The sequence below is a fragment of the Blastococcus sp. TML/C7B genome (genome assembly GCF_016612845.1).
In the GTDB taxonomy this organism is placed as follows: domain Bacteria; phylum Actinomycetota; class Actinomycetes; order Mycobacteriales; family Geodermatophilaceae; genus Blastococcus.
Window position 1 is genome coordinate 1,173,947 of record NZ_JAEOAA010000001.1, and the last position, 20,252, is coordinate 1,194,198.

Consider the following 20,252-nt stretch of genomic DNA (forward strand, 5'->3'; position numbering starts at 1 on the left):
TCGGGAGGGGAGGAGCACCTAGCCGGAGGTGGCCAGGACGGCGCCGGCCGCGTCGTAGGCCGTCACGGTGAACGGCGCCGTGCCACCCGGCGGTGGGAACACCGGCAGGTAGGTGCCCCAGACCCGCTCACCGGGGCGCGGCCCGTCGGCGGCGAGCACGGCGTCCCGCGTGCTCCCGTCGACGGCGGTCACCGTGACCCGCGTCGTCCCCGGTGGGGCCACGCCGCCCACGATCCCGGAACCGAAGCCGCTGACGGCCAGCTCGCCCAGCGGCGGTGGCAGCACCGACCCGCCGTTGCCGCCGCCGGAGGTGAGATCGAAGGAGCAGGTGCTCCACTCGCCCCAGCTGGAGTAGGGGTTCGGTGCCAGCTGGAACACCCAGCGGGAGTTCCCCTCCACCCCGCTCGTGTAGCCGCTGTCCGACGGGCAGGGCGACTCCACCGCGGTCGGCGGGCGGCTCTGGATCTCCCCGTCCAGCGCCTCGAACTCCTCCCACGTCCCGACGCGGAGGGCCTCGACGACCTGGTCGAGGACCTGCTCCCGGTCCCCGGCCCGGTCCCTGTCCGCGCCCATGGTCACGACGACGGAGATGACCAGGCCGTCCTCCGCCCAGACCCGCCCCCGTGCGTCGGGGTCGCCCACGTTGGCGCCTTGCAGGTCGCCGGCAGAACCCGGGTTGCCACGGACCGTGGTCCCGCTGGCGTCCTCGAGCCAGAAGCCCCACAGCGCCGCGAGGCGCGGATCGGCCCGCACGGCGTTCACGGTGACCTGGGTCCCGTCGCCCCGGAGGAACATGTGCACCCCCGCCCCGGATCCGGGCCGGTCCTGCGCGCTCCCGGCGATGAGCGGCTCCAGCCCGGCGGGCACGGCGTCCGCGGCGAGCGCGGTGGTGGCCGATGCGAAGTCCGCGCCGCGCGCGGCCGCGACGAGCTCGTCGTCGTCGATCCCCCGGCCGACGACGAACTCGGTGTAGTCGTTGCCCTCGAGCACCACCCAGGTCCGGTCGGAGTCGGGCACCACCCGACCGGGGAGGTCGCTGCCCAGGTCGACCTCCTCGCCCGGCGCCTCGTAGCCCGGGCCGGCGATGGTGGCCGACCCCGTGCTCGTCCCGACCAGCACGACCGGCCCGTCCAGGGTGTCGGCCAGCGCCGGATCGCCGTAGAGCGTCGCGCGGGCCGGCAGGTAGTCGCCTGCGGCGTCGTTGAACCAGAGGTCGTCCTCCGGTGGCCGGTAGCTGAGACCGGTGAGCAGCAGCCCCTCGGGAACGGCGTCGATGATCACCGGCGCCTCCAGCGGGAGCGCGTCGACGACCAGTTCGTCACCCCCTGCCCCCGGACGCGCGGGGCCCTCGCCCGCCACGGACCCGGGCGCGCCGGCGTCGTCACCCGTGTCCGCGCACCCGCTCACGCCCGCCACCACGAGGGCGGCCAGCACCGCCGTCCGCACCCTGATCCGCGAGGTCACGGGCGCATCGTGCCCGCGACAGGTCTCGGCGGGGTCTCAGTCGGTCGTGACGAAGTCGATCAGCTCCTCGACCCGGCCGATCAGCTGCGGCTCCAGGTCGGTCCAGGTGCGCACGCGGGCGAGGATGCGCTGCGCCCAGACGTAGCCGGTGTCGTCCTCCCAGCCCAGCCGCCGGCAGACGCCGGTCTTCCAGTCCTCGCCCTTGGGCACGGTCGGCCACGCCTCGATGCCGACGACGGACGGCTTCACGGCCTGCCAGATGTCGATGTACGGGTGGCCGACGACGAGCGCGTGGGCGCCGGTGACCTGCTCGGCGATCCGCGACTCCTTCGACCCGCGCACCAGGTGGTCGACCAGCACGCCGAGGCGCCGTCCCGACGAGGGGCGGAACTCCCGCACGATCCCCGGCAGGTCGTCGACGCCGTGCAGCGGCTCGACGACGACGCCCTCGATCCGCAGGTCGTGGCCCCAGACCTTCTCGACCAGCTCGGCGTCGTGCTTGCCCTCGACGTAGATGCGGCCCTCGCGCGCGACCCGCGCCCGCGCACCGGCGACGTAGGTGGAGCCCGAGGCGCTGCGCGCGGGCCCGGTCGCCGCCGCCTGCTTCGGCCGCACCAGCACGACCGGCCGGCCGTCGACCCAGAAGCCCGGCCCCAGCGGGTAGCCCTTCACGCGGCCGAAGCGGTCCTCGAGGTGGACGACGTCCTTCTCGCAGCGCACGACGGCGCCCACGAAGCCCGAGCTCGGGTCTTCGACGACGAGGTCCTTCTCGGCCTCGACGGTGGGCACGGGCTTCTTCTGCGTGCGCGGGTGGACGAGGTTGTCGTACGGCGAACGGGGAGGCACTCGACGACGCTAGGCAGACCCGCGCGCCGCGCCCGGGACGACGCGCCGGGCGGGTGCGCTGCCGCGCTCGGGCGGACACGCCCGACTGGGCCCCGGTTGCTCAGCGTGAACGACCGATCGAGTCGGTTGCGTCTCGCAACCGAACGATCTCGCGCGACCCCCGCGCGCCGCTCAGCAGCACGGATACCCCCGATGCCGCTGCGATCGTCACTCCGCGTCACGGGTATCCCGGTGGCGTTCCGGTACGGCTCGGGACACCGGATGGGGCGCGATCGTTTCGCCCGGCACCTCCCGGTCACCCAGACGGGTGACCGGAACACCCGCATCCTGATGGGAGCGCACCCGCGATGATCGGTACCGAGACCCTCGACCGCGTGATCGGCAAGGACGTCTACGACGAGTCCGGCCAGAAGATCGGCTCCGCCGGGGAGGTGTACCTGGACGACGAGACCGGCCGCCCCGAGTGGGTCACCGTGCGCACCGGCCTGTTCGGGACCAAGGAGTCCTTCGTCCCCATCCGCGACGCCGACCTCACCGACCAGGGCCTGCGCGTCCCGGTGAGCAAGGACCGCGTGAAGGACGCCCCGAAGATCGACACGGACGGTCACCTCTCGCCGCAGGAGGAGCAGGAGCTCTACCGCTACTACGGCATGGGCGCCGGCGGCACGGGAACCGAGACGACCGGCCGTGAGCACCTGGCCGGCACCGAGTCCACCACCGGCATGGCCATGGAGGACACCTCCGGCCGGCACATGGCCGGCACCGGCACCGTGGGCACCGACCGCGACACCAACCGGCACGGCACGGTCGGGCACGACACCTCCGGCCCGACGACCGACGACGCCATGACCCGCTCCGAGGAGCGCATGACCGTCGGCACCACCCGTGAAGAGGTGGGCCGGGCGCGGCTGCGCAAGTACGTGGTCACCGAGAACGTGACCGAGAGCGTGCCGGTCACCCGCGAGGAGGTCCGCGTCGAGCGCGAGCCGATCACCGACGCCAACGCGGGCCGGGCGATGGACGGCCCGGCGATCAGCGAGGAGGAGCACGAGGTCACGCTGCACGCCGAGCGGGCCGTCGTCGAGAAGGAGGCCGTGCCGGTCGAGCGCGTCCGCCTGGACAAGGAGACCGTCACCGAGCAGGAGCAGGTCTCGGCCGACCTCCGCAAGGAGGAGATCGAGGTCGACGGCGTCCGGGAGGGCGTCCGCGACGACGCCCGGGAGGGCTTCCGGGACGACGAGCGACGCCGCTGAGCGACCCTGACCTGCGGCGGCCGGCCGGACGATCAGCCCCGGCCGGTCGCCGTGCTCAGTCCGCGAGGCAGGCGGTGAGCGCGTCCACCATGAGCGGGACGTCGAGCGCCGAGGCGACCTCGCGGCAGGAGTGCATGGCCAGCTGGGCCATGCCGACGTCGACGGTCGCGATCCCCAGCCGGGTCGCGGTCAGCGGGCCGATCGTGCTGCCGCACGGGAGGTCGGCGCGCATGACGAAGGACTGCGACGGGACGCCGGCCTCCGCGCAGCGCTCGCGGAACCAGCCGCCGGTCGCGGCGTCCGTCGCGTAGGCCTGGTTCGCGTTGAGCTTCACGACCGGCCCACCGCCCAGCCGCGGCTGGTGGGCCGGCTCGTGGCGCTCGGCGCGGGTCGGGTGCACGCCGTGCGCCATGTCGGCCGAGACCAGCACCGAGCGGGCGATCGCCCGGTGCACCGCCTCGGCGTCGCCCGGGTCGGTGGCGGTGGCCAACCGGCGGACGACGTCCTCGAGGAAGCTGCCCCGCGCTCCTGCCATCGAGCCGCTGCCGACCTCCTCGTGGTCGTTGCACACGAGCAGCTGGGTCCGCTCGCCGGCGGGCGCCGCCAGCAGGGCGAGCAGGCCGGCGTGGCAGGAGGTCAGGTTGTCCAGGCGCGGGGCGGCGATCCAGCTGCCGTCGGCGCCGGCCCGCGCGGCGGGCTGGGTGTCGGCGAGCACCAGGTCGTGCCCGACGACGTCGCCGGGGGTCGCTCCCGCCGCGGCGGCGACCGCCTCGAGCAGGCCGGGCTCCTCGCCGAGGTCGCCGTCCCACACCGGCACCAGGTGCCGCTGGGGGTCGAGGGTGAGGCCCTCGCGCACCGAGCGGTCCAGGTGGATGGCCAGCGACGGGAAGCGCAGCGGCGCCCCGGGCAGCCGAACCAGCTCCGTTCCCCCGCCGCGGAGGACCACCCGGCCGGCGACGGTCAGCTCGCGGTCCAGCCAGGTGTGCCACAGGCCGCCGCCGTAGGGCTCGACGCCCACCAGCCGGTACCCGGCCTGCCGGACGTCGGCGTGCGGGCGGACCTTGAACGTCGGGCTGTCGGTGTGCGCGCCGACGAGCCGCATCCCGGTGTCGCCGAGGGCGCCGCTGCCGAGCCGGAAGGCGATCAGGCTGCCGGCTCGGACGACGAAGTGCCGGCCGCCGGCGCTCACCCGCCACCGCTCGGCCTCGGCCAGCTCGGTGAAGCCGGCGGCGGTCAGCCGGCGGGCCAGCTCGGCGACCGCGTGGCCGGGGGAGGGCGAGACGTCCACGAACGCCCGCAGGTCGTCGCCCAGGGCCAGCTCGTCGCGAGCGGCGGAGTCGGGGGTGGGGGCGTCCGGCGTCGGCATGCCCGCCATCGTGCCCGACGCCGGCCGGCACGGCCCCGGCCGCCGGTGGGATGCTCCCGGTCGTGTCCCCGCCCACCGGGGCAGAGATGGCCATTTCTGCCCTTCCGCACGTCTACGACGTCGAGATCGTCGGGCTGGTGGCCTCGCCCGCGCACCGCTACGACGGCCGCCCGGGGCCGGCCCTCCCCCAGCAGGACGGCGACCGGCGGACGGAGGTCGAGGTGCGGGCCGGCCACGGCGTCGTCGGCGACCGCTACGCGGGCCGCCCGGCGCACCGCGACGCCCAGGTCACCGTGCTGGCCGCCGAGGCGGTGGACGCGCTCGCCGCGGAGCTGGGCGCGGGCCCGTTGGATCCACTGCTCGCCCGGCGCACCGTCGTCCTACGGGGCGCGGAGGTCGAGGCCCTGCGGGGGCAGGAGTTCTCGCTCGACTGCGGCGCCGGCGAGGTGCGGCTCCGCGGCGGACGTCCGGCCAACCCCTGCGCCTGGCTGGACACCGCGCTCGCGCCCGGCGCCCACCGCGGGCTGCGCGGCCGGGCCGGGATCCGCTGCGCGGCGCTCCGCGACGGCGTGCTGCGGCTGGGCCCCGCCGTCCTCCGCTCGGCCGTGCCGCTGGACCCCGCGGCGGCGGGCCGGGCGGTGCGCCCGGCGCGCCCCCGCTGAGGACGGCGCTCTGCCAGACTCCCGGCCGTGCAGCTGCTGGGCGCCGGCCGGGACGCGGACGTCTTCGCCCTCGACGGCGGCCGGGTGCTGCGTCGCTACCGCGACCCGGGGAAGACGGCCGACCGGGAGGCCGCCGTCATGGCACACGCGCGCAGTCACGGCCTCCCGGTGCCGGAGGTGTTCGACGTCGACGGCCCCGACCTGGTCATGGCGCGGGCGACCGGGCCGACGATGACCGCCGCCCTGGCGCGCCGGCCCTGGACGCTGCCGGCGCAGGCCCGCGCGCTGGCCCGGGTGCACCGGCTGGTGCACGCGGTGCCGGCGCCGGACTGGCTCGACCGGCCGGTGGGAGGGCCCGGTGGGGGAAGGTGACGCCCTGCTGCACCTGGACCTGCACCCGGACAACGTGCTGCTCACCGCCGACGGGCCGGTGGTCATCGACTGGACCAACGCCGCGCGTGGCCGGCCGGAGGTGGACGTCGCCGACGCCTGGCTGGCGATGTCCGTGGGCAGCGTGCCCGGCGGCCGCCTGCAGGCCGCCGTCGTCGGGGCCGCGCAGGGCACGTTCGCCCGGCTCTTCCGCCGCGCCGCGGGCCTGGACCTCGCCGCCGCGCTGCCGGTGGCGGCCGCCCGCCGGCTGGCCGACCGCAACCTGGGCGAGGGCGAACGCGCAGCTGTCCGGCGCCTCGCGGACCGCGGGTGAGCGCTGCGTCACTGCTTCCTGGCAGGATCCTGGGCGCCCCGGATCACCAGGTCCGCGTCTCGAGGAGTCCCATGCGCATCCGTTCGCTCACCGCCCCCGCCGTGCTGGTCACCGGCGCGCTCCTGCTCACCGCGTGCGGCGGTGACAGCCCGCTGGAGGGGAAGACCGGCTCCGAGGTGGCCGAGCTCGCCGCGGACGCGCTCGAGGAGTCCGGCGCGGTGCACATGGCCGGCACGATGACCACCGACGGCGAGGAGGGCGAGGTCGACCTCCAGCTCCAGGACGACGACGCCTCCGGCACGATCACCCTCGGCGGGGTCGAGATCGAGCTGATCAGCGTCGACGGCGACGTCTACATGAAGGCCGCGCCGGAGTTCTGGGCGTCCTTCGGCATGCCCGAGGAGGCCGCCGCGGAGTTCGACGGCAAGTGGGTGGCCGTCCCCGGCGACGCCGCCGAGGGCTTCGCCGACTTCTCCCTGGCCGGCATCGCCGACGAGCTGCGCTCGGGGGAGGACGTCAAGGACGAGACCCGCAAGGACGAGCTGGACGGCGACGACGTCGTCATCGTCGAGCAGGAGGACGGCAGCCAGCTGACCGTCGCCGACGACGACCCGGCCTACCCTCTGCAGATGAAGGGCGGCGACGACTCCGAGGGCACGGTGACCTTCAGCGACCACGGCGAGAAGAAGGACATCTCCGCGCCCAAGGACGTCCTCGACCTCGAGAGCGTCATGGGCGGCTGACCAGCCGCTCAGCCGGACCGGCCGGGGCCCCTCGGGTCCCGGCCGGTCCCGTCGCCCCGCATCCCCGGCGGCCGTCGAGCCGCGCCCCCAGGAAGGCCCCATGACCGTCGAACGCCCGACCGAGCCCCCGGTCCCCGGCCCCGTCGTCGGGCTGCGGCGCGAGCGCGAGGTGCTCTCCGTCGCGCTCGCCACGCACCGGCACGTCGTCCTGGAGGGCCCGCCGGGCACCGGCAAGTCCACCCTGCTGCGCGCCGTGGCCGCCGAGACCGGTCAGGACGTCGTCTTCGTCGAGGGCAACGCCGAGCTCACCCCCGCCCGGCTGATCGGCCAGTACGACCCCTCCGCGGTCCTGGCCGGCGGGTACCTGCCGGAGAACTTCACCGACGGCCCGCTGCTCACCGCCATGCGCGGCGCGGGCCTGCTCTACCTCGAGGAGCTCAACCGGATCCCCGAGGAGACGCTCAACGTCCTCATCACGGTGCTCACCGAGGGCGAGATCGCCGTGCCGCGGCTGGGCACGGTGCACGCCACGTCGGGCTTCCGGCTGATCGCCGCCATGAACCCGTTCGACGCGATCGGCACCGCCCGCGTCGGGCAGGCGATCGCCGACCGCATGTGCCGCGTGGTCCTCGACTACCAGCCCGAGGAGGCCGAGCGGGCCATCGTCGCCGGCGTCACGGGCGCCGCGGAGCCGCAGATCGCGCTGGCCGTCGGCCTGGTGCGGGCCACCCGCGCGCACCGCGACCTGCGCACCGGCTCATCGGTGCGCGGCGCCATCGACCTGGTGCTGCTGCTCGACGGCCTGCTGCGGATGCGCGGCGAGCAGCTCGCCGGCGGCCGCGAGACCGCCCGCGATGCCACGCACGCCGCGCTGTCCGGCCGGATCCGGGTCACCGAGGGCGTCGAGCGGACGCCGGAGGCCGTGCTCGACGAGATCCTGGACGACGTGTGGCCGGTGGGTTCGGTGCCACCGGAGCCCGGTGGGGGCAGCCCCGGCGAGGCCCCCGATCTCGCGGGTGGTGGTCAGGGAAAAGCGCCGGGCCCGTCGGCTGAGACGGGCACCGAGCAGCCCAGCATCCCGCGGCGCGACGCCGCGTCCCGGCGCGGCCCGTCGTCCACCGGCCGCCGGGAGATGCAGCTGCGGCACCAGGCCTTCTCCGAGGTCAGCCCCGAGGTGGGCGAGCTCGACGAGGACGCCTTCGCCGGGCTGATGGGGGCCGACCCCGACGCCGCGGCCGCCCTGCTGGCCGATCTGGCCACCGCAACCGACCGCGAGCTGCGCTCGGCCGCCCGCCGGCTGGCCGCCCGGGTGTTCGTGCAGGTGGGTCGGGTGGGCACCACCCGGGCGCGCGGCACCCGGCGGCTGGTGCCGACCCGCCGTCCCGAGGGCGACCTCGACCTGGACCGCACGCTGGACCGCTGGTCGGGCATCTGGCCGCCGGCCGCCGAGGACCTGGTCACCCGCAACTGGACCGGTTCCCGGCGCGCGGTCTGCCTCGTGGTCGACCGCTCGGGCTCGATGCAGGGGCTCGGCGTGGCGATCGCCGCGGTCGCGGCCGCCGGGGTCGTGCTGGCCGCGGACGAGCGGCTGCAGACCAGCGTGCTGACCTTCGCCGACGACCTGACCGTGCTGCAGGCGCTGGGCCGGCACCGGGCCGCGGAGGACGTCGTCCTCGACCTGGTGGGGCTGCGCGGGCACGGGAAGACCGACCTCGCCGTGGCGCTGCGCGGCGCCCGGCGTCAGCTGTCCCCGGCGACGGCGGACGAGCGGGTCGTCGTCCTGCTGTCGGACTGCCTGTCGACGGCGGGGGAGCCGGCCGAGACGGCGCTGGCCGGCATCGACCGGTTGCACGTGCTCTGTCCGCTGCCCAGCGGCGAGGCGCTGGACGCCGCCCGCCTGCTGGCCGCGCGCGGGAACGGGCGGATGGAGCCGGTCCGGTCGCTGAACGACCTCGGGCCCGCCCTCACCCGCTTGCTGGGGTGAGGACGGGCCCGAGGGCTGCGACCTACAGGTTCCGGTCGGCGTCCGTGTAGACGATCATGCCGCGGATGTTCTTGCCGTCGCGCATGTCCTGGTAGCCCTGGTTGATGTCCTCGAGCTTGTACTTCGTGGTCACCAGCTCCTCGAGCTTGAGCTGCCCGGCCTGGTAGAGCGAGAGCAGCTCGGGGATGGCGTTGCGCGGGGCCATGCCACCGAAGATGGCGCCCTGCAGGTCCTTCTGCATGAGGGTGAGGTCGAACAGGCTGAGCTTGACGTCGACCTTGTCGAAGCTGCCCATGCCGGTGACGACCGCGCGCCCGCCCTTGCCGGTGATGCTCATGGCGGCGGCGACGTCCTCGCCCTGGATGTCACCGACGGTGATGATCACCTTCTCGGCCATCCGGCCCCAGGTCAGCTCGTTGATCTGGGGGGTGGCCTCCTCGATGCTCGCGTAGGTGTGGGTGGCGCCCATCTCCATGGCCCACTCGCGCTTCTGCGCGACCGGGTCGATGACGATGACGCGCTTCGCGCCGGCCGCCGCAGCGCCCTGCACGGCGTTCATGCCGACGCCGCCGGCGCCCATGACGACGACGTTCTCACCGGGGCGGACGTCGGCGACCTTGGTCGCGGAGCCCCAGCCGGTGGTGACGCCGCAGCCCACGAGGGCGGCGATCTCGAGCGGGATGTCCGGCTCGATGCGCACGACCGAGGCCTGGTTCACGGTGATGTAGGGGGAGAAGGTGCCGAGCAGGCACATCGGCGAGACACCCTGGCCCTTGGCGGTGACCCGGTGGGTGCCGTCGGAGATCGCCTTGCCGCCGAGCAGGTGGGCGCCGAGGTCGCAGAGGTTCTGCTGCCCGCGCGAACACGGCGGGCACTTGCCGCAGGCGGGGATGAAGGCGGTGACGACGTGGTCGCCCTCCTTCAGGTCGGTCACGCCGGGGCCGACCTTGACGACCCGGCCGGAGCCCTCGTGGCCGCCGAGGCTGGGGAAGCCGACCGGGGTGGCGCCGGTGACGAGGTGCTCGTCGGAGTGGCACAGGCCGGAGGCGGCCAGCTCGACCATGACCTCACCGGCGACGGGGTCAGCGACCTCGATCTCCTCGACCGACCACTTCTCGCCCACGCCCCACAGAATCGCGCCCTTGGTCTTCAACAGATGTCCCTTCGATCCGAGACCCACCAGAGGTGGCGGGTTCGCAGCACGACAGTGCTCCGGGTCACTCTTAGCACCTCGGCCCCACCCGTCAAGGTCGGGGGGCCCGTCCCCGCGCCCGGATGACGACTCACCGGGGACCCGGTGACACTGGGCGCGTGTCCGGCGAGCCCGTGGTCGTGGTCGGCGCCGGGCCCGTGGGGTTGACGGCGGCGCTGCTGCTCGCCCGCCGCGGCCTGCCGGTGCTGGTGCTCGAGCGGCACCGCACCCCCTACGCCCTGCCCCGCGCGGTGCACCTGGACGACGAGGTGTTCCGCGTGCTGCAGGACGCCGGCGTCGCCGACGACCTGGCGCCGCTGACCCGTCCGATGGCCGGGTTGCGGCTGGTCGACGCCGCGCGCGCGGTGCTGGCCGAGTTCCGCCGGCAGCCGGGTGCCGGGGCGAACGGCTGGCCGCCCGGCTCGCTGGTGCACCAGCCCGACCTGGAGGCGCTGCTGGCGGCCGCCGTCGCGCGCACGCCCGGCGTCGAGCTGCGCCGCGGCTGCGAGGTCACGGGCCTGTCCGGGGACGACGACGGCGTCACGCTGGCCGTGCGGGACCGGGACGGCGGTGCGGACCGGTCCGTCCGCGCGGCGGCGGTGCTGGGGTGCGACGGCGCCAACAGCACCGTCCGCGACCTGATCGGCGCGCGCATGCGCGACCTGGGGCCGGCCGACCGCTGGCTGGTGCTCGACGTCCGGTCGCCCGCGCCGTTGCCGCTGTGGCCGGGGGTCACCCAGGTCTGCGACCCGGCGCGTGCCGCGACGTCCATGCCGGTGACCGGCGACCGGTACCGCTGGGAGTTCCGCCTGCTGCCGGGGGAGACCGCCGCCGAGCTGGTGGAGCCCGCCCGCCTCGCCGGGCTGCTCGCGCCGGTCGACCTCGCGGCGGTGGAGGTGGTGCGGGCGGTCGAGTACACCTTCCGGGCGCAGCTGGCCGACCGCTGGCGGGCCGGGCGGGTGCTGCTGGCCGGCGACGCCGCCCACCTCACGCCGCCGTTCGTCGGGCAGGGCCTGGGGCTGGGCCTGCGGGACGTGCACCAGCTGAGCTGGAAGCTCGCCGCCGTCCTCGCCGGGGAGGCCGACGACGCGCTGCTGGACAGCCACCGGGCCGAGCGCGAGCCGCACGCCCGCGCGCTGATCCGGCTGGCGCTGCTGCTCGGCCGGCTGATGACCGGGGGCGGCCGGGGCGCGGCGGTGCTGCGGCGGGCCGTGCTCGCCGTCGTCCGCAGGATCCCGGCGGTGGCCCGGCTGGCCACCGACAGCAGGACGCCGCCGCTGCGCGGGCCGCTGGTGGACCGGCGCGGCCGGGCGGGACGACGGCTGGCGGGCTCGCTGGCGCCGCAGCCCTGGGTGGAGGTCGACGGGCGCCGGTGCCGGCTGGACGACGTCCTCGGTGTCGGGGCGGCGACGCTGACCGCGGAGCTGTGCGTGCGGCGGGCGGACGGCAGCGAGGTGCAGGTGCAGGACCCGTCGGGCACGCTGCGGCGCTGGCTGGGCGGCGCGACCGCGGCGCAGATCCGCCCTGATCGGATCGTCACCGCGGCGCGCTGAGCTGCGCCGCGCGGCAGGGGTGGCCGCGCGCCACCGCACGTACGAGGCACCATCGGGGGATGCGCGCGCGACTCGACGATCCGGAGGACCAGTCCCCCAGGGCAGTGGGGCGGCGCGTGCGTCGCGCCGCGTCGGGGAGCGGTCCGGTGCCCGACGACCCGGACGAGCGCGAGGCCGCCCTCGAGCTCGCCGAGGACCACCTCCGGGTGCTCGACCGGCAGCGCTACTGGGCGCCGGCCCTGTTCGTGCTGTGCGCCGTCCTCGCCGTGGGTGTGGCGCTCACCGGGCCCGCGTGGGTGTGGGGAACGGTCCCGGTGTGGCTGGCGGCGGCTGTCGGGCACTCCTACCTGCGCGCCCGCGTGCACCGCCGCGTCGCGCTCCTCGCTCCCGGAGCGCCCGGGCGGGACTGATCCGGACGGATTCCGCGGATGCCGGTAGCTCGTGGCGCGGCGGGGTACCGGAACCGCCATGAACATCGACAAGGACCAGATCCTGCAGCTGCTGAAGTCTCAGGGCGACGACGCCAAGGCCCAGCAGGCCGACTCCGAGCTCCCCGACCAGGTGGACACCGACAAGGACGCCGGGCTGCTCCAGAAGTTCGGCATCGACCCGATGGACCTGATCAAGAAGTTCGGCGGCGGCAAGCTCGGCGGCCTCCTGGGGTGACCCGTCAGCCGGGCTCGCCCCCGGTGGACGTCAGGAACAGCCGCGACGACGCGAAGCCCAGCCGCTCGTAGACGGGCACGGCCCGCGTGCTCGAGTGCACCGACACGTGCGCCGCCCCGAGCCGGACGGCGTGGTCCCTCGCGGCCCGCACGAGCGCCGTCCCGATGCCCTGCCCGCGCCGTGCCGGCAGGACGAACACGCTCTGGACGTCGGCCGAGAGCCGCGTCGTCGTGCCCGGCCGCGGCACCCTCGGGACGAGCGCCAGCCATGCCATCCCGGCGACCTCCGAGCCGCCGGGGCGCGCGACGAAGGCGACGTGCGAGCCGGCGTGGTCGGCCCACCAGGCACCCAGGTCGAAGGCGAAGGCCTCGACCGACTGACGTGCCTGCTCCTCGGGTGCCGCGTTCAGCCAGAGCAGGCGCGCCAGCTGCGGAACGTCCTGCGCTCCTGCACGACTCACATCCACGCGCCCAGTCTGTCCTGCCGGGTGCCCGCTGCGGGGTCCGCCGGGGCTCGCCCTCGCGTCACCCGATCCGGGCGGCGCGGTCGCCGCCGGTGCCGCCGACCTGCACGATCGCCGCATGCGCGATCGGCTCCTGAACGCCCCGGCCTGGGGGCTCGGTCTGCTCAACGGGGCGCTCTTCGGCCTGTTCTGGACCGCGTTCACCCGCTGGTCGGACGGTGACAGCTGGACCTCTGCCCTCGTCCAGGGCGCTGTCATGGGTCTGGTCTTCGGCGTCGTGATGGGCCCGCTCCAGCACCGCCAGCAGCGAGGTGTCCGGGATGTCGCCGCGCGGTCGCCCGAGGGCCTGTCGCGGCGGGTCCGCCGGGCCGCGCTGCGCGGACCGGTGCCCGCCGAGCCGGCGGTGCGCCAGGCGGCCAGCGGTCTGATCGGCGCCCAGCTGGTCCACCTCGACCGCCAACGGCGGTGGGCCCCGGCCTTCTTCGTCCTGATGGGGGTGCTCTCGGCGTTCCTGGCGATCACCGGCAGCCCGTGGTGGTGGGCCGCCGTCCCCGCGTGGGCGCTCGCGGCCGCCGGCCACCTCTGGATGCGCGCCCACCTGCGCCGCCGGGCCGCGCTGCTGTCCGAGGTGTCCTGACACGCCGACTGCGGGGAAAGCGGCCCTCGGGACGTCGCCCGGAGGCCGCCTTCCCCGCAGTGGGGGAGGCGGGAGCGGTCAGGCGTCCCGGCGGGCGGCGGCCGGCGAGGTGCTCAGCGTCGCGTTGGCGACGGCGGAGTCGCCGAGCTGGCGCTCGAAGCCGGCCGGGATGACCAGGTCCTCGCTGCTGAGGTCGGCGACGTTCGACTTGCCCAGGCCGATCATGGCCGAGCCGAGACCGTCGCGGAGCAGGTCCAGCACGTTGCCGACGCCGGCCTCGCCGTTGGCGCCGAGGCCCCAGAGGTAGGCGCGGCCGATCATGACGGCCTTGGCGCCCAGGGCGAGGGCCTTGGCGACGTCGCCACCGCGGCGGATGCCGCCGTCGAGCAGGACCTCGACCTGGTCGCCCACGGCCGCCGCGACCGAGGGCAGCGCGCGGATCGAGGCCGGGGTCCCGTCGAGGTTGTTGCCGCCGTGGTTGGAGACCGAGATCGCCGTGACGCCGGCGTCGACGGCGCGCTTGGCGTCGTCGACCCGCATGACGCCCTTGAGCATGAACGGCTTGTCGGCGCCCCACAGCTCGCGCAGCCAGGCGACGTCCTCCCAGGTCGGCATGGGGGACTGCATCCACTGGCCGTAGGCCTCGAAGAACGTCGGCGCCGGGTCGCCGGGGGTGGCGACCATGTTCGGCACGGTGAGGTCCGGGATGCGCATGGTCTTGGCGAACTGCCAGGCCCAGCGCGGCTTGGTGATGACCTGCGGGGCGTACCGGCGCATCGCCTCGAAGTTGATCTTCTCGGGGATGAACGGGCTGCCCCAGTCGCGGCCGTAGGAGAACGACCAGTCCAGCGTGGCGATGAGCCCGGCGGCGCCGGCCTTGCGGGCGCGCTCGACCTTGGCGGCCATGACGTCCCGGTCGCCCACCCAGTAGAGCTGGAAGAAGGTCTTCGGGTTGGCCGCGATGACCTCCTCCATCGGCTTGCTCGCCATGGAGGACAGGCCCATGGCGGTGCCGCGCGACGCGGCGGCCCGGGCGACGTCGACCTCGCCGCCGGGGGTGACGGCCTGGACGCCGGTCGGGCTGATCATCACCGGCAGCGCGAGCTCCTGGCCCATGACGGTGACGGCCATGTTCTTCTCGTTCGCCAGGCCGGCGGTGTGCGGGGCGAAGCCGATCTCGGCGAAGGCGGCGAGGTTGTCCTCGGCGGTCAGGCCGCGCTCGGAGCCGGCGACCAGCGCGCCGTAGACCCCCTTGGGCAGCCGCTTCTTGGCGCGTCGCTGCGCCTCGGCCACTGATTCGAACCAGGGGTTCGCCATCGTGCACTCCTCGTTGTCGGCTCGTCGGTCCGGCGACGGCGTCACCGGTGGCACTGAGTGCCACAGTACCCCGGTGAGAGCCCCGTCACGCCCGGATCCCGCGAGCGGGCTCATCCCGGAGGGTCAGCGGGGTCAGCGGCGCAGTGCGAGGAAGCCGCCGGCCATCTCCTCCAGCGCGACCCGGAGCTGGTCCACGAGCGAGCTCGCCTCGTCGGCGAGCCAGGCCTCGAACGCCGTCGTCGCCGCGGCCCGGGTGCTGGCCGCGACCAGCCGGGGCACCAGCCGGTCGGGTGACTCCCCGGTGCGGACGGCGACGTAGCGGGCCACCGCGCGGTCGACCTCGGCGAACCGCAGCTGCGAGTGGGCCAGCAGCGCCGGCTCGGTGAGGATCAGCTGCATCCGCTCGCGCAGGAGGTGCAGCTGGGAGTCGGGGTAGGCGTTCACCTCGACGTAGGCCGCGCAGACCGAGGCGAGCACCGGCTGCCCCGGGTCGCCGGCAGCCAGCAGCGCCTCGAGGCGGGCGACGTGGCCGGCGAAGTCACCCCACACCGCGTCGGCCTTCGTCGCGAAGTAGCGGAAGAACGTGCGCCGGCTGATGCCCGCGGCGTCGGCCACCTCGTCGCTGGTGACGTTCTCGAACCCGCGCGAGGCGAACAGGTCCAGCGCGGCCCGCTCGACCCGGGCGCGGGTGGCCTCCCCCGGCGTCCCGGCGGGCACGACCTCGGGCTGCATCACGATCTGATCATGCCGTTCCGGGAGGCGGGGTGGATGCTGGGCGGGCAGTCGGGTGCCCCCCTTGATCGGTGGCACTCAGTGTCATTAGTGTGCCCCTCACCTGCCCGTTCAGCGATCCCCCGGAGGTCCCCATGCCCGAGACGACGAGCACCGACGTCGAGACCACCGCCCCCGCCGCGGACGAGGCCCTCGTCGAGGAGTCGCTGGTGGAAGAGGTCTCCATCGACGGCATGTGCGGCGTCTACTGATCGCGTCGGCACCCCTGTGACCGCGGCGGTGTCCTCTGCCGAGGTCGCGTTCGACCCGGCCGGGCCCTGGCGGCGCGCCCGCTCGGTCGCGCTGCGGCCCGAGCCCTTCGGCGCGCTGGTCTACCACTTCGGCAACCGGAAGCTCTCCTTCCTGAAGTCGAAGACCCTGGTGTCCGTCGTCGAGGCGCTCGCCGACCACCCGAGCGCGACCGCCGCGCTCACCGCCTGCGGCGTGACCGAGGCCCAGCGCCCCGCCTACGAGAAGGCGCTGGCCGATCTCGCCCGCTCGCAGATGATCGAACCGAACCCCGAGGGGACCCCGTGACCGCCCTCCTGCCGCCCCGCCCCGCCGCGCCTCCTCGGCCGACCGGCGGTCGTCTGATCGACCAGTTCGAGTACGGCCTGGACGCCCCCATCTGCCTGACGTGGGAGCTCACCTACGCCTGCAACCTGGCGTGCGCGCACTGCCTGTCCTCCTCGGGACGGCGCGACCCGCGCGAGCTGTCGACCGCCGAGGCCGAGGCGGTCATCGACGAGCTGCAGCGGATGCAGGTCTTCTACGTCAACGTCGGCGGCGGCGAGCCGACCGTGCGGCCGGACTTCTGGCACCTGCTCGACTACGCCATCGGCCACGACGTCGGCGTCAAGTTCTCCACCAACGGCATCAAGCTCGACAAGACCCGCGCCGCCCAGCTGGCCCGCACCGACTACGTCGACGTGCAGATCTCCCTGGACGGCGCCACCGCCGAGGTGAACGACCGCGTCCGCGGCACCGGCTCCTACGCGACCGCCATCCGCGCGCTGGAGAACCTGGCCGAGGCCGGGATGAAGGACTTCAAGGTCTCCGTCGTCGTCACCCGGGAGAACGCCGGGCAGCTCGACGAGTTCAAGGCGCTGACCGACTCCTTCGGCGCGCAGCTGCGGATCACCCGGCTGCGGCCCTCGGGCCGCGGCGCCGACGTGTGGGACGACCTGCACCCGACGATGGCGCAGCAGCGCGAGCTCTACAACTGGCTGCTCGCCAACGGCGACGGCGTCCTCACCGGCGACTCGTTCTTCCACCTGTCGGCCTTCGGCGAGGCCCTGCCCGGGCTGAACCTGTGCGGCGCCGGCCGCGTGGTCTGCCTGATCGACCCGGTCGGCGACGTCTACGCCTGCCCGTTCGCCATCCACGAGAACTTCCTCGCCGGCAACGTCCGCGACGAGGGTGGCTTCCAGCGGGTCTGGCAGCAGAGCGAGCTGTTCGCCGACCTGCGCAACCCGCAGACCGGCGGCGCCTGCACCAAGTGCGCCCACTTCGACGCCTGCCGCGGCGGGTGCATGGCGGCCAAGTTCTTCACCGGCCTGCCCCTCGACGGCCCCGACCCGGAGTGCGTGCAGGGCTACGGCGAGACGGCGCTGGCCGCCCGCGACCTCGAGCTGGTCACCCCGCGCAGCCACATCGACCACTCGCACAGCGGTCCGGTGCGCGGCCAGCCCACCCTGCTCGGCATCCCGTCGATCCCCGCGAAGATCTGCGACGAGTCCCCCCTGGCCGGCCTCGACCTGCGCTGACCCCGCCCGCGCGACCACCGGCCGCTCCCACCCCGTAGGGGGAGGGGCGGCCGGTGGGCTGCGGAACCGGATCGGCCCCGCCGATCAGGACGAGGTGATCCTCGAACTCCCCGCCCGGGCCGCCCGCCTCCTCCCGTCGGGCCGCCGCCTGCCCGAGGAGGTCTGGCAGAGCCGCCACCGCGCCATCGTGCGACTGGCGATCGGCTCCGCGTTCTGCCTGGTCCTGCTGGCGTGGGTGTGGGGGTTCGGGCAGCCGGCGGCCGTCGCCGTCCTCGCCGCCGTCGCCGGACCCCTGCTGTTCGCGCTGCCCCGCTTCGGCCGGGCCACCCGCTCGGCCGCGACCACCGTCAGCCTCATGGCGGCGTGCGGCGCGCTGGTCCACCTGTGGGGCGGGGTCACCGAGGCGCACTTCTCGTTCTTCGTCATGATCGGCGTCGTCGCGCTCTACCAGGCGTGGGTGCCGTTCGGCATCGCGATCGTCGTCGTCGCCGCCCACCACGGGGTGGTCGGCACGCTCTTCCCGCACGCGGTCTTCGGGCACGGCGGCAACGCGAACCCCTGGCTGTGGGCCGGCATCCACGCCGCCTTCGTCCTCGCCGCGAGCCTGGCGCACCTCTCCTCGTGGCGGCTCAACGAGGAGCAGGTGCTCAGCGACCCGCTGACCGGCCTGGCCAACCGCACGCTGCTCGAGGAGTTCACCCACCGGCTGCTCGCCCGCGGCGGCGCCGTGAGCCTGCTGTTCATCGACGTCGACGACTTCAAGGCCGTCAACGACGGCCGCGGGCACGCCACCGGCGACGAGCTGCTGCTCGTGCTCGCCGAGCGGCTGCGCAGCTGCGTCCGCCCGGGCGACGTCGTCGCCCGCATCGGTGGTGACGAGTTCGCCGTCGTCGTGGACGGCGGCCCGGAGGTCGCCCGCGCCGTCGGCGAGCGGGCCCTGGTGGCGCTGTCGGTGCCCGTGCCGCTGGACGACGGCCTGCTCACCGTGCACTGCAGCATCGGGGTCGCCGCCTCGTCCGACGTCACCGAGCGCACGGCCGGCGCGCTGCTGCGCAACGCCGACCTCGCCATGTACCTGGCCAAGGCCCAGGGCAAGAACCGCCTGGTCGTCTACGCCGACGGGATGGCCGAGGCCGCCCGCCGCCGCGCGGACCTCGCCCAGGACCTCGCCGTCGCGGCCGGCGCCGGCCAGCTGGAGGTCCACTACCAGCCGACCATCCGCCTCCGCGACGGCCGCACCACCGGCTTCGAGGCCCTGGTGCGCTGGAACCACCCCGAGCGCGGTCTGATCCCGCCGGTCGAGTTCATCCCGCTCGCCGAGGAGACCGGCGCCATCGACGGCATCGGCGCCTGGGTGCTCCGCCAGGCGCTACGTCAGGGCGCTGCCTGGACGGCGGAGACCGGCGACCCGGTGCGCATGGCCGTGAACCTCTCCCCCCGCCAGTTCCACGACGGCAGCGACGTGATCGCGCTGGTCGTCGCGGCGCTGGAGGAGACCGGCTTCCCCGCCGAGCAGCTGACCCTGGAGGTGACCGAGGGCGTGCTCGTCCGCGACGGCGACGCCGTGGTCGCCCAGCTCCAGGCGCTGCGGGCCCTGGGCATCCGCATCGCCATCGACGACTTCGGCACCGGCTTCTCGGGGCTGTCCTACCTGCGGCACCTGCCGGCCGACATCCTCAAGATCGACCGGAGCTTCGTCACCGACCTGCCGCGCGGCCGGTCGGCGGTCACCCTGATCACCTCGATCGTCGAGCTGGCCCGCACGCTGGGCCTGGACATCGTCGCCGAGGGCGTGGAGACCGAGGACCAGCGCCGGGCGCTGGCCGACCTGGACTGCGGCTCGGCCCAGGGCTACCTGTTCGCCCGGCCCGAGCCCGCCGACCGCGCGGGCGCAGCCCTCGCCGCCGGCGTGCCCGTCCGGAGCTGACCTAGAGGTCGACCTTCTCGTTCTCGCCGCCGTCGATCCGCTCGCCGGTCGCCTTGGCCTTGACGAAGCTGAAGGCGGTGGCCAGTCGGCCGCCGGGGCTGTCCCAGTACTCGGCGGAGTCGCCCTCGACCTTCAGCAGGACGACCGACGGGTCCTCCGGGCCCTGCGGGAACCAGGCCTCGACGGCGCCGTTCCAGAGTTCCTTCTTCTTCGCCGGGTCGTCGACGACGGTGGCGGAGCCGGTCAGCGAGACCCACGTCCCGCCGGAGCCGACGCCGACGTTGACCTGCGGGGTGGCCCGGATGTGCTGCACCGGGTGCGAGTCGCGCTCGGCGAAGAACCACAGGTCGCCGTCGAACTCCACCTCCTGCAGCGTCATCGGCCGGCTGGTCAGCTTGCCCTCGGGCGTGGTGGTGGTGAGGAAGCCGAACCGCTGACCCTGGATCAGCTCGGCGACCTTGCGGGTGTCCTCTGCGCTCATGGCAGGCACCGTGCCCAGGCTCGCGCCGGGCGACACCCCGGACGGCGGCACCGTCAGACGGCGTCCAGGTAGCGCCAGGCGCCGTCCTCGCGCACGAAGCGGCTGACCTCGTGCTGCGCGCCGCGTTCCCCGCCGGCCGACCAGTGCGCGCGGAACTCGACGGTGCCCTCGGTGGCGAGCAGCCCGCCGCCGTCGACGGCGAGCACGTCCAGGCCCAGCCAGCGGACGCCGTCGTCCAGCTCCAGCTCCGCCGGACGGGTGCGCGGGTGCCAGGTGGCGCGCAGGTACGCGGCGTCGCCGACGACGAAGGCGCTGTACCGCGAGCGCATGAGCCGCTCGGCGGTGGGCGCCGGCGTGGTGCCCGCGTGGAGGGGGCCGCAGCACTCGTCGTAGGGCAGGCCCGATCCGCAGGGGCAGCGCCGGTTCGCCATGCCGGCATTCTGCCCCGGGGGCGGTCC

General features: G+C 74.9%; 23 protein-coding genes. 14 read left to right on the forward strand and 9 right to left on the reverse strand.

Annotation, left to right across the window (positions count from 1 at the left end; all coding sequences use genetic code 11):
* Nucleotides 1–18: 18 nt before the first annotated feature.
* Entirely contained in the window at nt 19–1,464 is a 1,446-nt protein-coding gene (locus tag JKP76_RS05645) for a hypothetical protein (RefSeq protein ID WP_200489906.1), read from the reverse strand.
* A gap of 36 nt (nt 1,465–1,500) precedes the next feature.
* A complete protein-coding gene (locus JKP76_RS05650; protein ID WP_200489907.1) occupies nt 1,501–2,310 on the reverse strand; it encodes a DUF3097 domain-containing protein in 810 nt (269 codons plus the stop codon).
* 347 nt (nt 2,311–2,657) lie between these two features.
* On the opposite strand from JKP76_RS05650, the gene JKP76_RS05655 reads away from it, so the two are divergent.
* Nucleotides 2,658–3,563 carry a DUF2382 domain-containing protein gene (locus tag JKP76_RS05655; RefSeq protein ID WP_200489908.1) on the forward strand — a complete coding sequence of 302 codons (906 nt, stop codon included), beginning with the start codon at nt 2,658–2,660 and terminating at the stop codon, nt 3,561–3,563.
* 55 nt (nt 3,564–3,618) lie between these two features.
* On the opposite strand, the gene JKP76_RS05660 is transcribed toward JKP76_RS05655, so the two are convergent.
* Nucleotides 3,619–4,929: a M18 family aminopeptidase gene (locus JKP76_RS05660; protein WP_200489909.1), complete on the reverse strand. Its 1,311-nt coding sequence runs from the start codon at nt 4,927–4,929 to the stop codon at nt 3,619–3,621.
* 62 nt (nt 4,930–4,991) lie between these two features.
* Between JKP76_RS05660 and JKP76_RS05665 the strand changes: the two genes are divergently transcribed.
* The 5 genes from JKP76_RS05665 to JKP76_RS05685 all read left to right on the forward strand — a co-directional run bounded on the left by JKP76_RS05665 (nt 4,992) and on the right by JKP76_RS05685 (nt 9,021).
* Nucleotides 4,992–5,591 (forward strand): MOSC domain-containing protein, encoded by a 600-nt coding sequence (locus JKP76_RS05665; RefSeq protein WP_309229976.1) that lies wholly within the window; start codon nt 4,992–4,994, stop codon nt 5,589–5,591.
* A 27-nt stretch (nt 5,592–5,618) separates the two neighbouring features.
* Entirely contained in the window at nt 5,619–5,963 is a 345-nt protein-coding gene (locus JKP76_RS22185; RefSeq protein WP_200489910.1) for a phosphotransferase, read from the forward strand.
* Nucleotides 5,950–6,294: a phosphotransferase gene (locus tag JKP76_RS22190; RefSeq protein WP_200489911.1), complete on the forward strand. Its 345-nt coding sequence runs from the start codon at nt 5,950–5,952 to the stop codon at nt 6,292–6,294. Before JKP76_RS22185 ends, JKP76_RS22190 begins: the two co-directional genes overlap by 14 nt.
* Before the next feature lie 71 nt (nt 6,295–6,365).
* Nucleotides 6,366–7,037, forward strand: coding sequence for a hypothetical protein (locus JKP76_RS05680; RefSeq protein WP_200489912.1), 672 nt, complete (start codon nt 6,366–6,368; stop codon nt 7,035–7,037).
* Between the two features lie 100 nt (nt 7,038–7,137).
* A complete protein-coding gene (locus tag JKP76_RS05685; protein ID WP_200489913.1) occupies nt 7,138–9,021 on the forward strand; it encodes an AAA family ATPase in 1,884 nt (627 codons plus the stop codon).
* Nucleotides 9,022–9,043: 22 nt separating this feature from the next.
* Here the strand turns inward: JKP76_RS05685 and JKP76_RS05690 are convergent, their stop codons facing one another.
* On the reverse strand, nt 9,044–10,174 hold the full coding sequence (locus tag JKP76_RS05690; RefSeq protein ID WP_200489914.1) for an NDMA-dependent alcohol dehydrogenase: 1,131 nt from the start codon (nt 10,172–10,174) through the stop codon (nt 9,044–9,046).
* Nucleotides 10,175–10,332: 158 nt separating this feature from the next.
* Between JKP76_RS05690 and JKP76_RS05695 the strand changes: the two genes are divergently transcribed.
* From JKP76_RS05695 to JKP76_RS05705, 3 genes are all read left to right on the forward strand, one after another.
* Nucleotides 10,333–11,766, forward strand: coding sequence for a bifunctional 3-(3-hydroxy-phenyl)propionate/3-hydroxycinnamic acid hydroxylase (locus tag JKP76_RS05695; protein WP_200489915.1), 1,434 nt, complete (start codon nt 10,333–10,335; stop codon nt 11,764–11,766).
* Between the two features lie 146 nt (nt 11,767–11,912).
* A complete protein-coding gene (locus tag JKP76_RS05700; protein WP_200489916.1) occupies nt 11,913–12,176 on the forward strand; it encodes a hypothetical protein in 264 nt (87 codons plus the stop codon).
* 58 nt (nt 12,177–12,234) lie between these two features.
* Nucleotides 12,235–12,432 carry a hypothetical protein gene (locus JKP76_RS05705; protein ID WP_200489917.1) on the forward strand — a complete coding sequence of 66 codons (198 nt, stop codon included), beginning with the start codon at nt 12,235–12,237 and terminating at the stop codon, nt 12,430–12,432.
* Nucleotides 12,433–12,436: 4 nt separating this feature from the next.
* Here JKP76_RS05705 and JKP76_RS05710 read toward each other — a convergent pair whose 3' ends face one another.
* Nucleotides 12,437–12,898, reverse strand: coding sequence for a GNAT family N-acetyltransferase (locus JKP76_RS05710; RefSeq protein ID WP_200489918.1), 462 nt, complete (start codon nt 12,896–12,898; stop codon nt 12,437–12,439).
* Between the two features lie 115 nt (nt 12,899–13,013).
* Between JKP76_RS05710 and JKP76_RS05715 the strand changes: the two genes are divergently transcribed.
* Nucleotides 13,014–13,532: a hypothetical protein gene (locus JKP76_RS05715; RefSeq protein ID WP_200489919.1), complete on the forward strand. Its 519-nt coding sequence runs from the start codon at nt 13,014–13,016 to the stop codon at nt 13,530–13,532.
* Between the two features lie 78 nt (nt 13,533–13,610).
* On the opposite strand, the gene mftD is transcribed toward JKP76_RS05715, so the two are convergent.
* Entirely contained in the window at nt 13,611–14,849 is a 1,239-nt protein-coding gene (gene mftD / locus JKP76_RS05720; protein WP_200489920.1) for a pre-mycofactocin synthase MftD, read from the reverse strand.
* A gap of 132 nt (nt 14,850–14,981) precedes the next feature.
* Nucleotides 14,982–15,581: a mycofactocin system transcriptional regulator gene (gene mftR / locus JKP76_RS05725; protein ID WP_200491284.1), complete on the reverse strand. Its 600-nt coding sequence runs from the start codon at nt 15,579–15,581 to the stop codon at nt 14,982–14,984.
* Nucleotides 15,582–15,715: 134 nt separating this feature from the next.
* Here mftR and mftA point away from each other — a divergent pair, with 134 nt between their 5' ends.
* From mftA to JKP76_RS05745, 4 genes are all read left to right on the forward strand, one after another.
* Nucleotides 15,716–15,832 (forward strand): mycofactocin precursor MftA, encoded by a 117-nt coding sequence (mftA, locus tag JKP76_RS05730; protein ID WP_200489921.1) that lies wholly within the window; start codon nt 15,716–15,718, stop codon nt 15,830–15,832.
* 28 nt (nt 15,833–15,860) lie between these two features.
* A complete protein-coding gene (mftB, locus tag JKP76_RS05735) occupies nt 15,861–16,157 on the forward strand; it encodes a mycofactocin biosynthesis chaperone MftB (protein ID WP_200489922.1) in 297 nt (98 codons plus the stop codon).
* Complete coding sequence (gene mftC / locus JKP76_RS05740; protein ID WP_200489923.1) at nt 16,154–17,386, forward strand: mycofactocin radical SAM maturase; 1,233 nt, start codon at nt 16,154–16,156, stop codon at nt 17,384–17,386. Before mftB ends, mftC begins: the two co-directional genes overlap by 4 nt.
* Before the next feature lie 94 nt (nt 17,387–17,480).
* Nucleotides 17,481–19,313, forward strand: coding sequence for a bifunctional diguanylate cyclase/phosphodiesterase (locus tag JKP76_RS05745; protein WP_200489924.1), 1,833 nt, complete (start codon nt 17,481–17,483; stop codon nt 19,311–19,313).
* A gap of 1 nt (nt 19,314) precedes the next feature.
* Here JKP76_RS05745 and JKP76_RS05750 read toward each other — a convergent pair whose 3' ends face one another.
* On the reverse strand, nt 19,315–19,794 hold the full coding sequence (locus JKP76_RS05750) for a pyridoxamine 5'-phosphate oxidase family protein (RefSeq protein WP_200489925.1): 480 nt from the start codon (nt 19,792–19,794) through the stop codon (nt 19,315–19,317).
* A 53-nt stretch (nt 19,795–19,847) separates the two neighbouring features.
* Nucleotides 19,848–20,225 carry a YchJ family protein gene (locus tag JKP76_RS05755; protein ID WP_200489926.1) on the reverse strand — a complete coding sequence of 126 codons (378 nt, stop codon included), beginning with the start codon at nt 20,223–20,225 and terminating at the stop codon, nt 19,848–19,850.
* Nucleotides 20,226–20,252 lie beyond the last annotated feature (27 nt).

Coding starts and splice junctions, on each gene's coding strand:
- JKP76_RS05655 (WP_200489908.1), top strand. CDS start 2,658: ATGATCGGTACCGAGACCCTCGACCGCGTGATCGGCAAGGACGTCTAC.
- JKP76_RS05660 (WP_200489909.1), bottom strand. CDS start 4,929: ATGCCGACGCCGGACGCCCCCACCCCCGACTCCGCCGCTCGCGACGAG.
- JKP76_RS05680 (WP_200489912.1), top strand. CDS start 6,366: ATGCGCATCCGTTCGCTCACCGCCCCCGCCGTGCTGGTCACCGGCGCG.
- JKP76_RS05685 (WP_200489913.1), top strand. CDS start 7,138: ATGACCGTCGAACGCCCGACCGAGCCCCCGGTCCCCGGCCCCGTCGTC.
- JKP76_RS05705 (WP_200489917.1), top strand. CDS start 12,235: ATGAACATCGACAAGGACCAGATCCTGCAGCTGCTGAAGTCTCAGGGC.
- JKP76_RS05715 (WP_200489919.1), top strand. CDS start 13,014: ATGCGCGATCGGCTCCTGAACGCCCCGGCCTGGGGGCTCGGTCTGCTC.
- mftD (WP_200489920.1), bottom strand. CDS start 14,849: ATGGCGAACCCCTGGTTCGAATCAGTGGCCGAGGCGCAGCGACGCGCC.
- mftR (WP_200491284.1), bottom strand. CDS start 15,581: ATGCAGCCCGAGGTCGTGCCCGCCGGGACGCCGGGGGAGGCCACCCGC.
- mftA (WP_200489921.1), top strand. CDS start 15,716: ATGCCCGAGACGACGAGCACCGACGTCGAGACCACCGCCCCCGCCGCG.
- JKP76_RS05750 (WP_200489925.1), bottom strand. CDS start 19,794: ATGAGCGCAGAGGACACCCGCAAGGTCGCCGAGCTGATCCAGGGTCAG.
- JKP76_RS05755 (WP_200489926.1), bottom strand. CDS start 20,225: ATGGCGAACCGGCGCTGCCCCTGCGGATCGGGCCTGCCCTACGACGAG.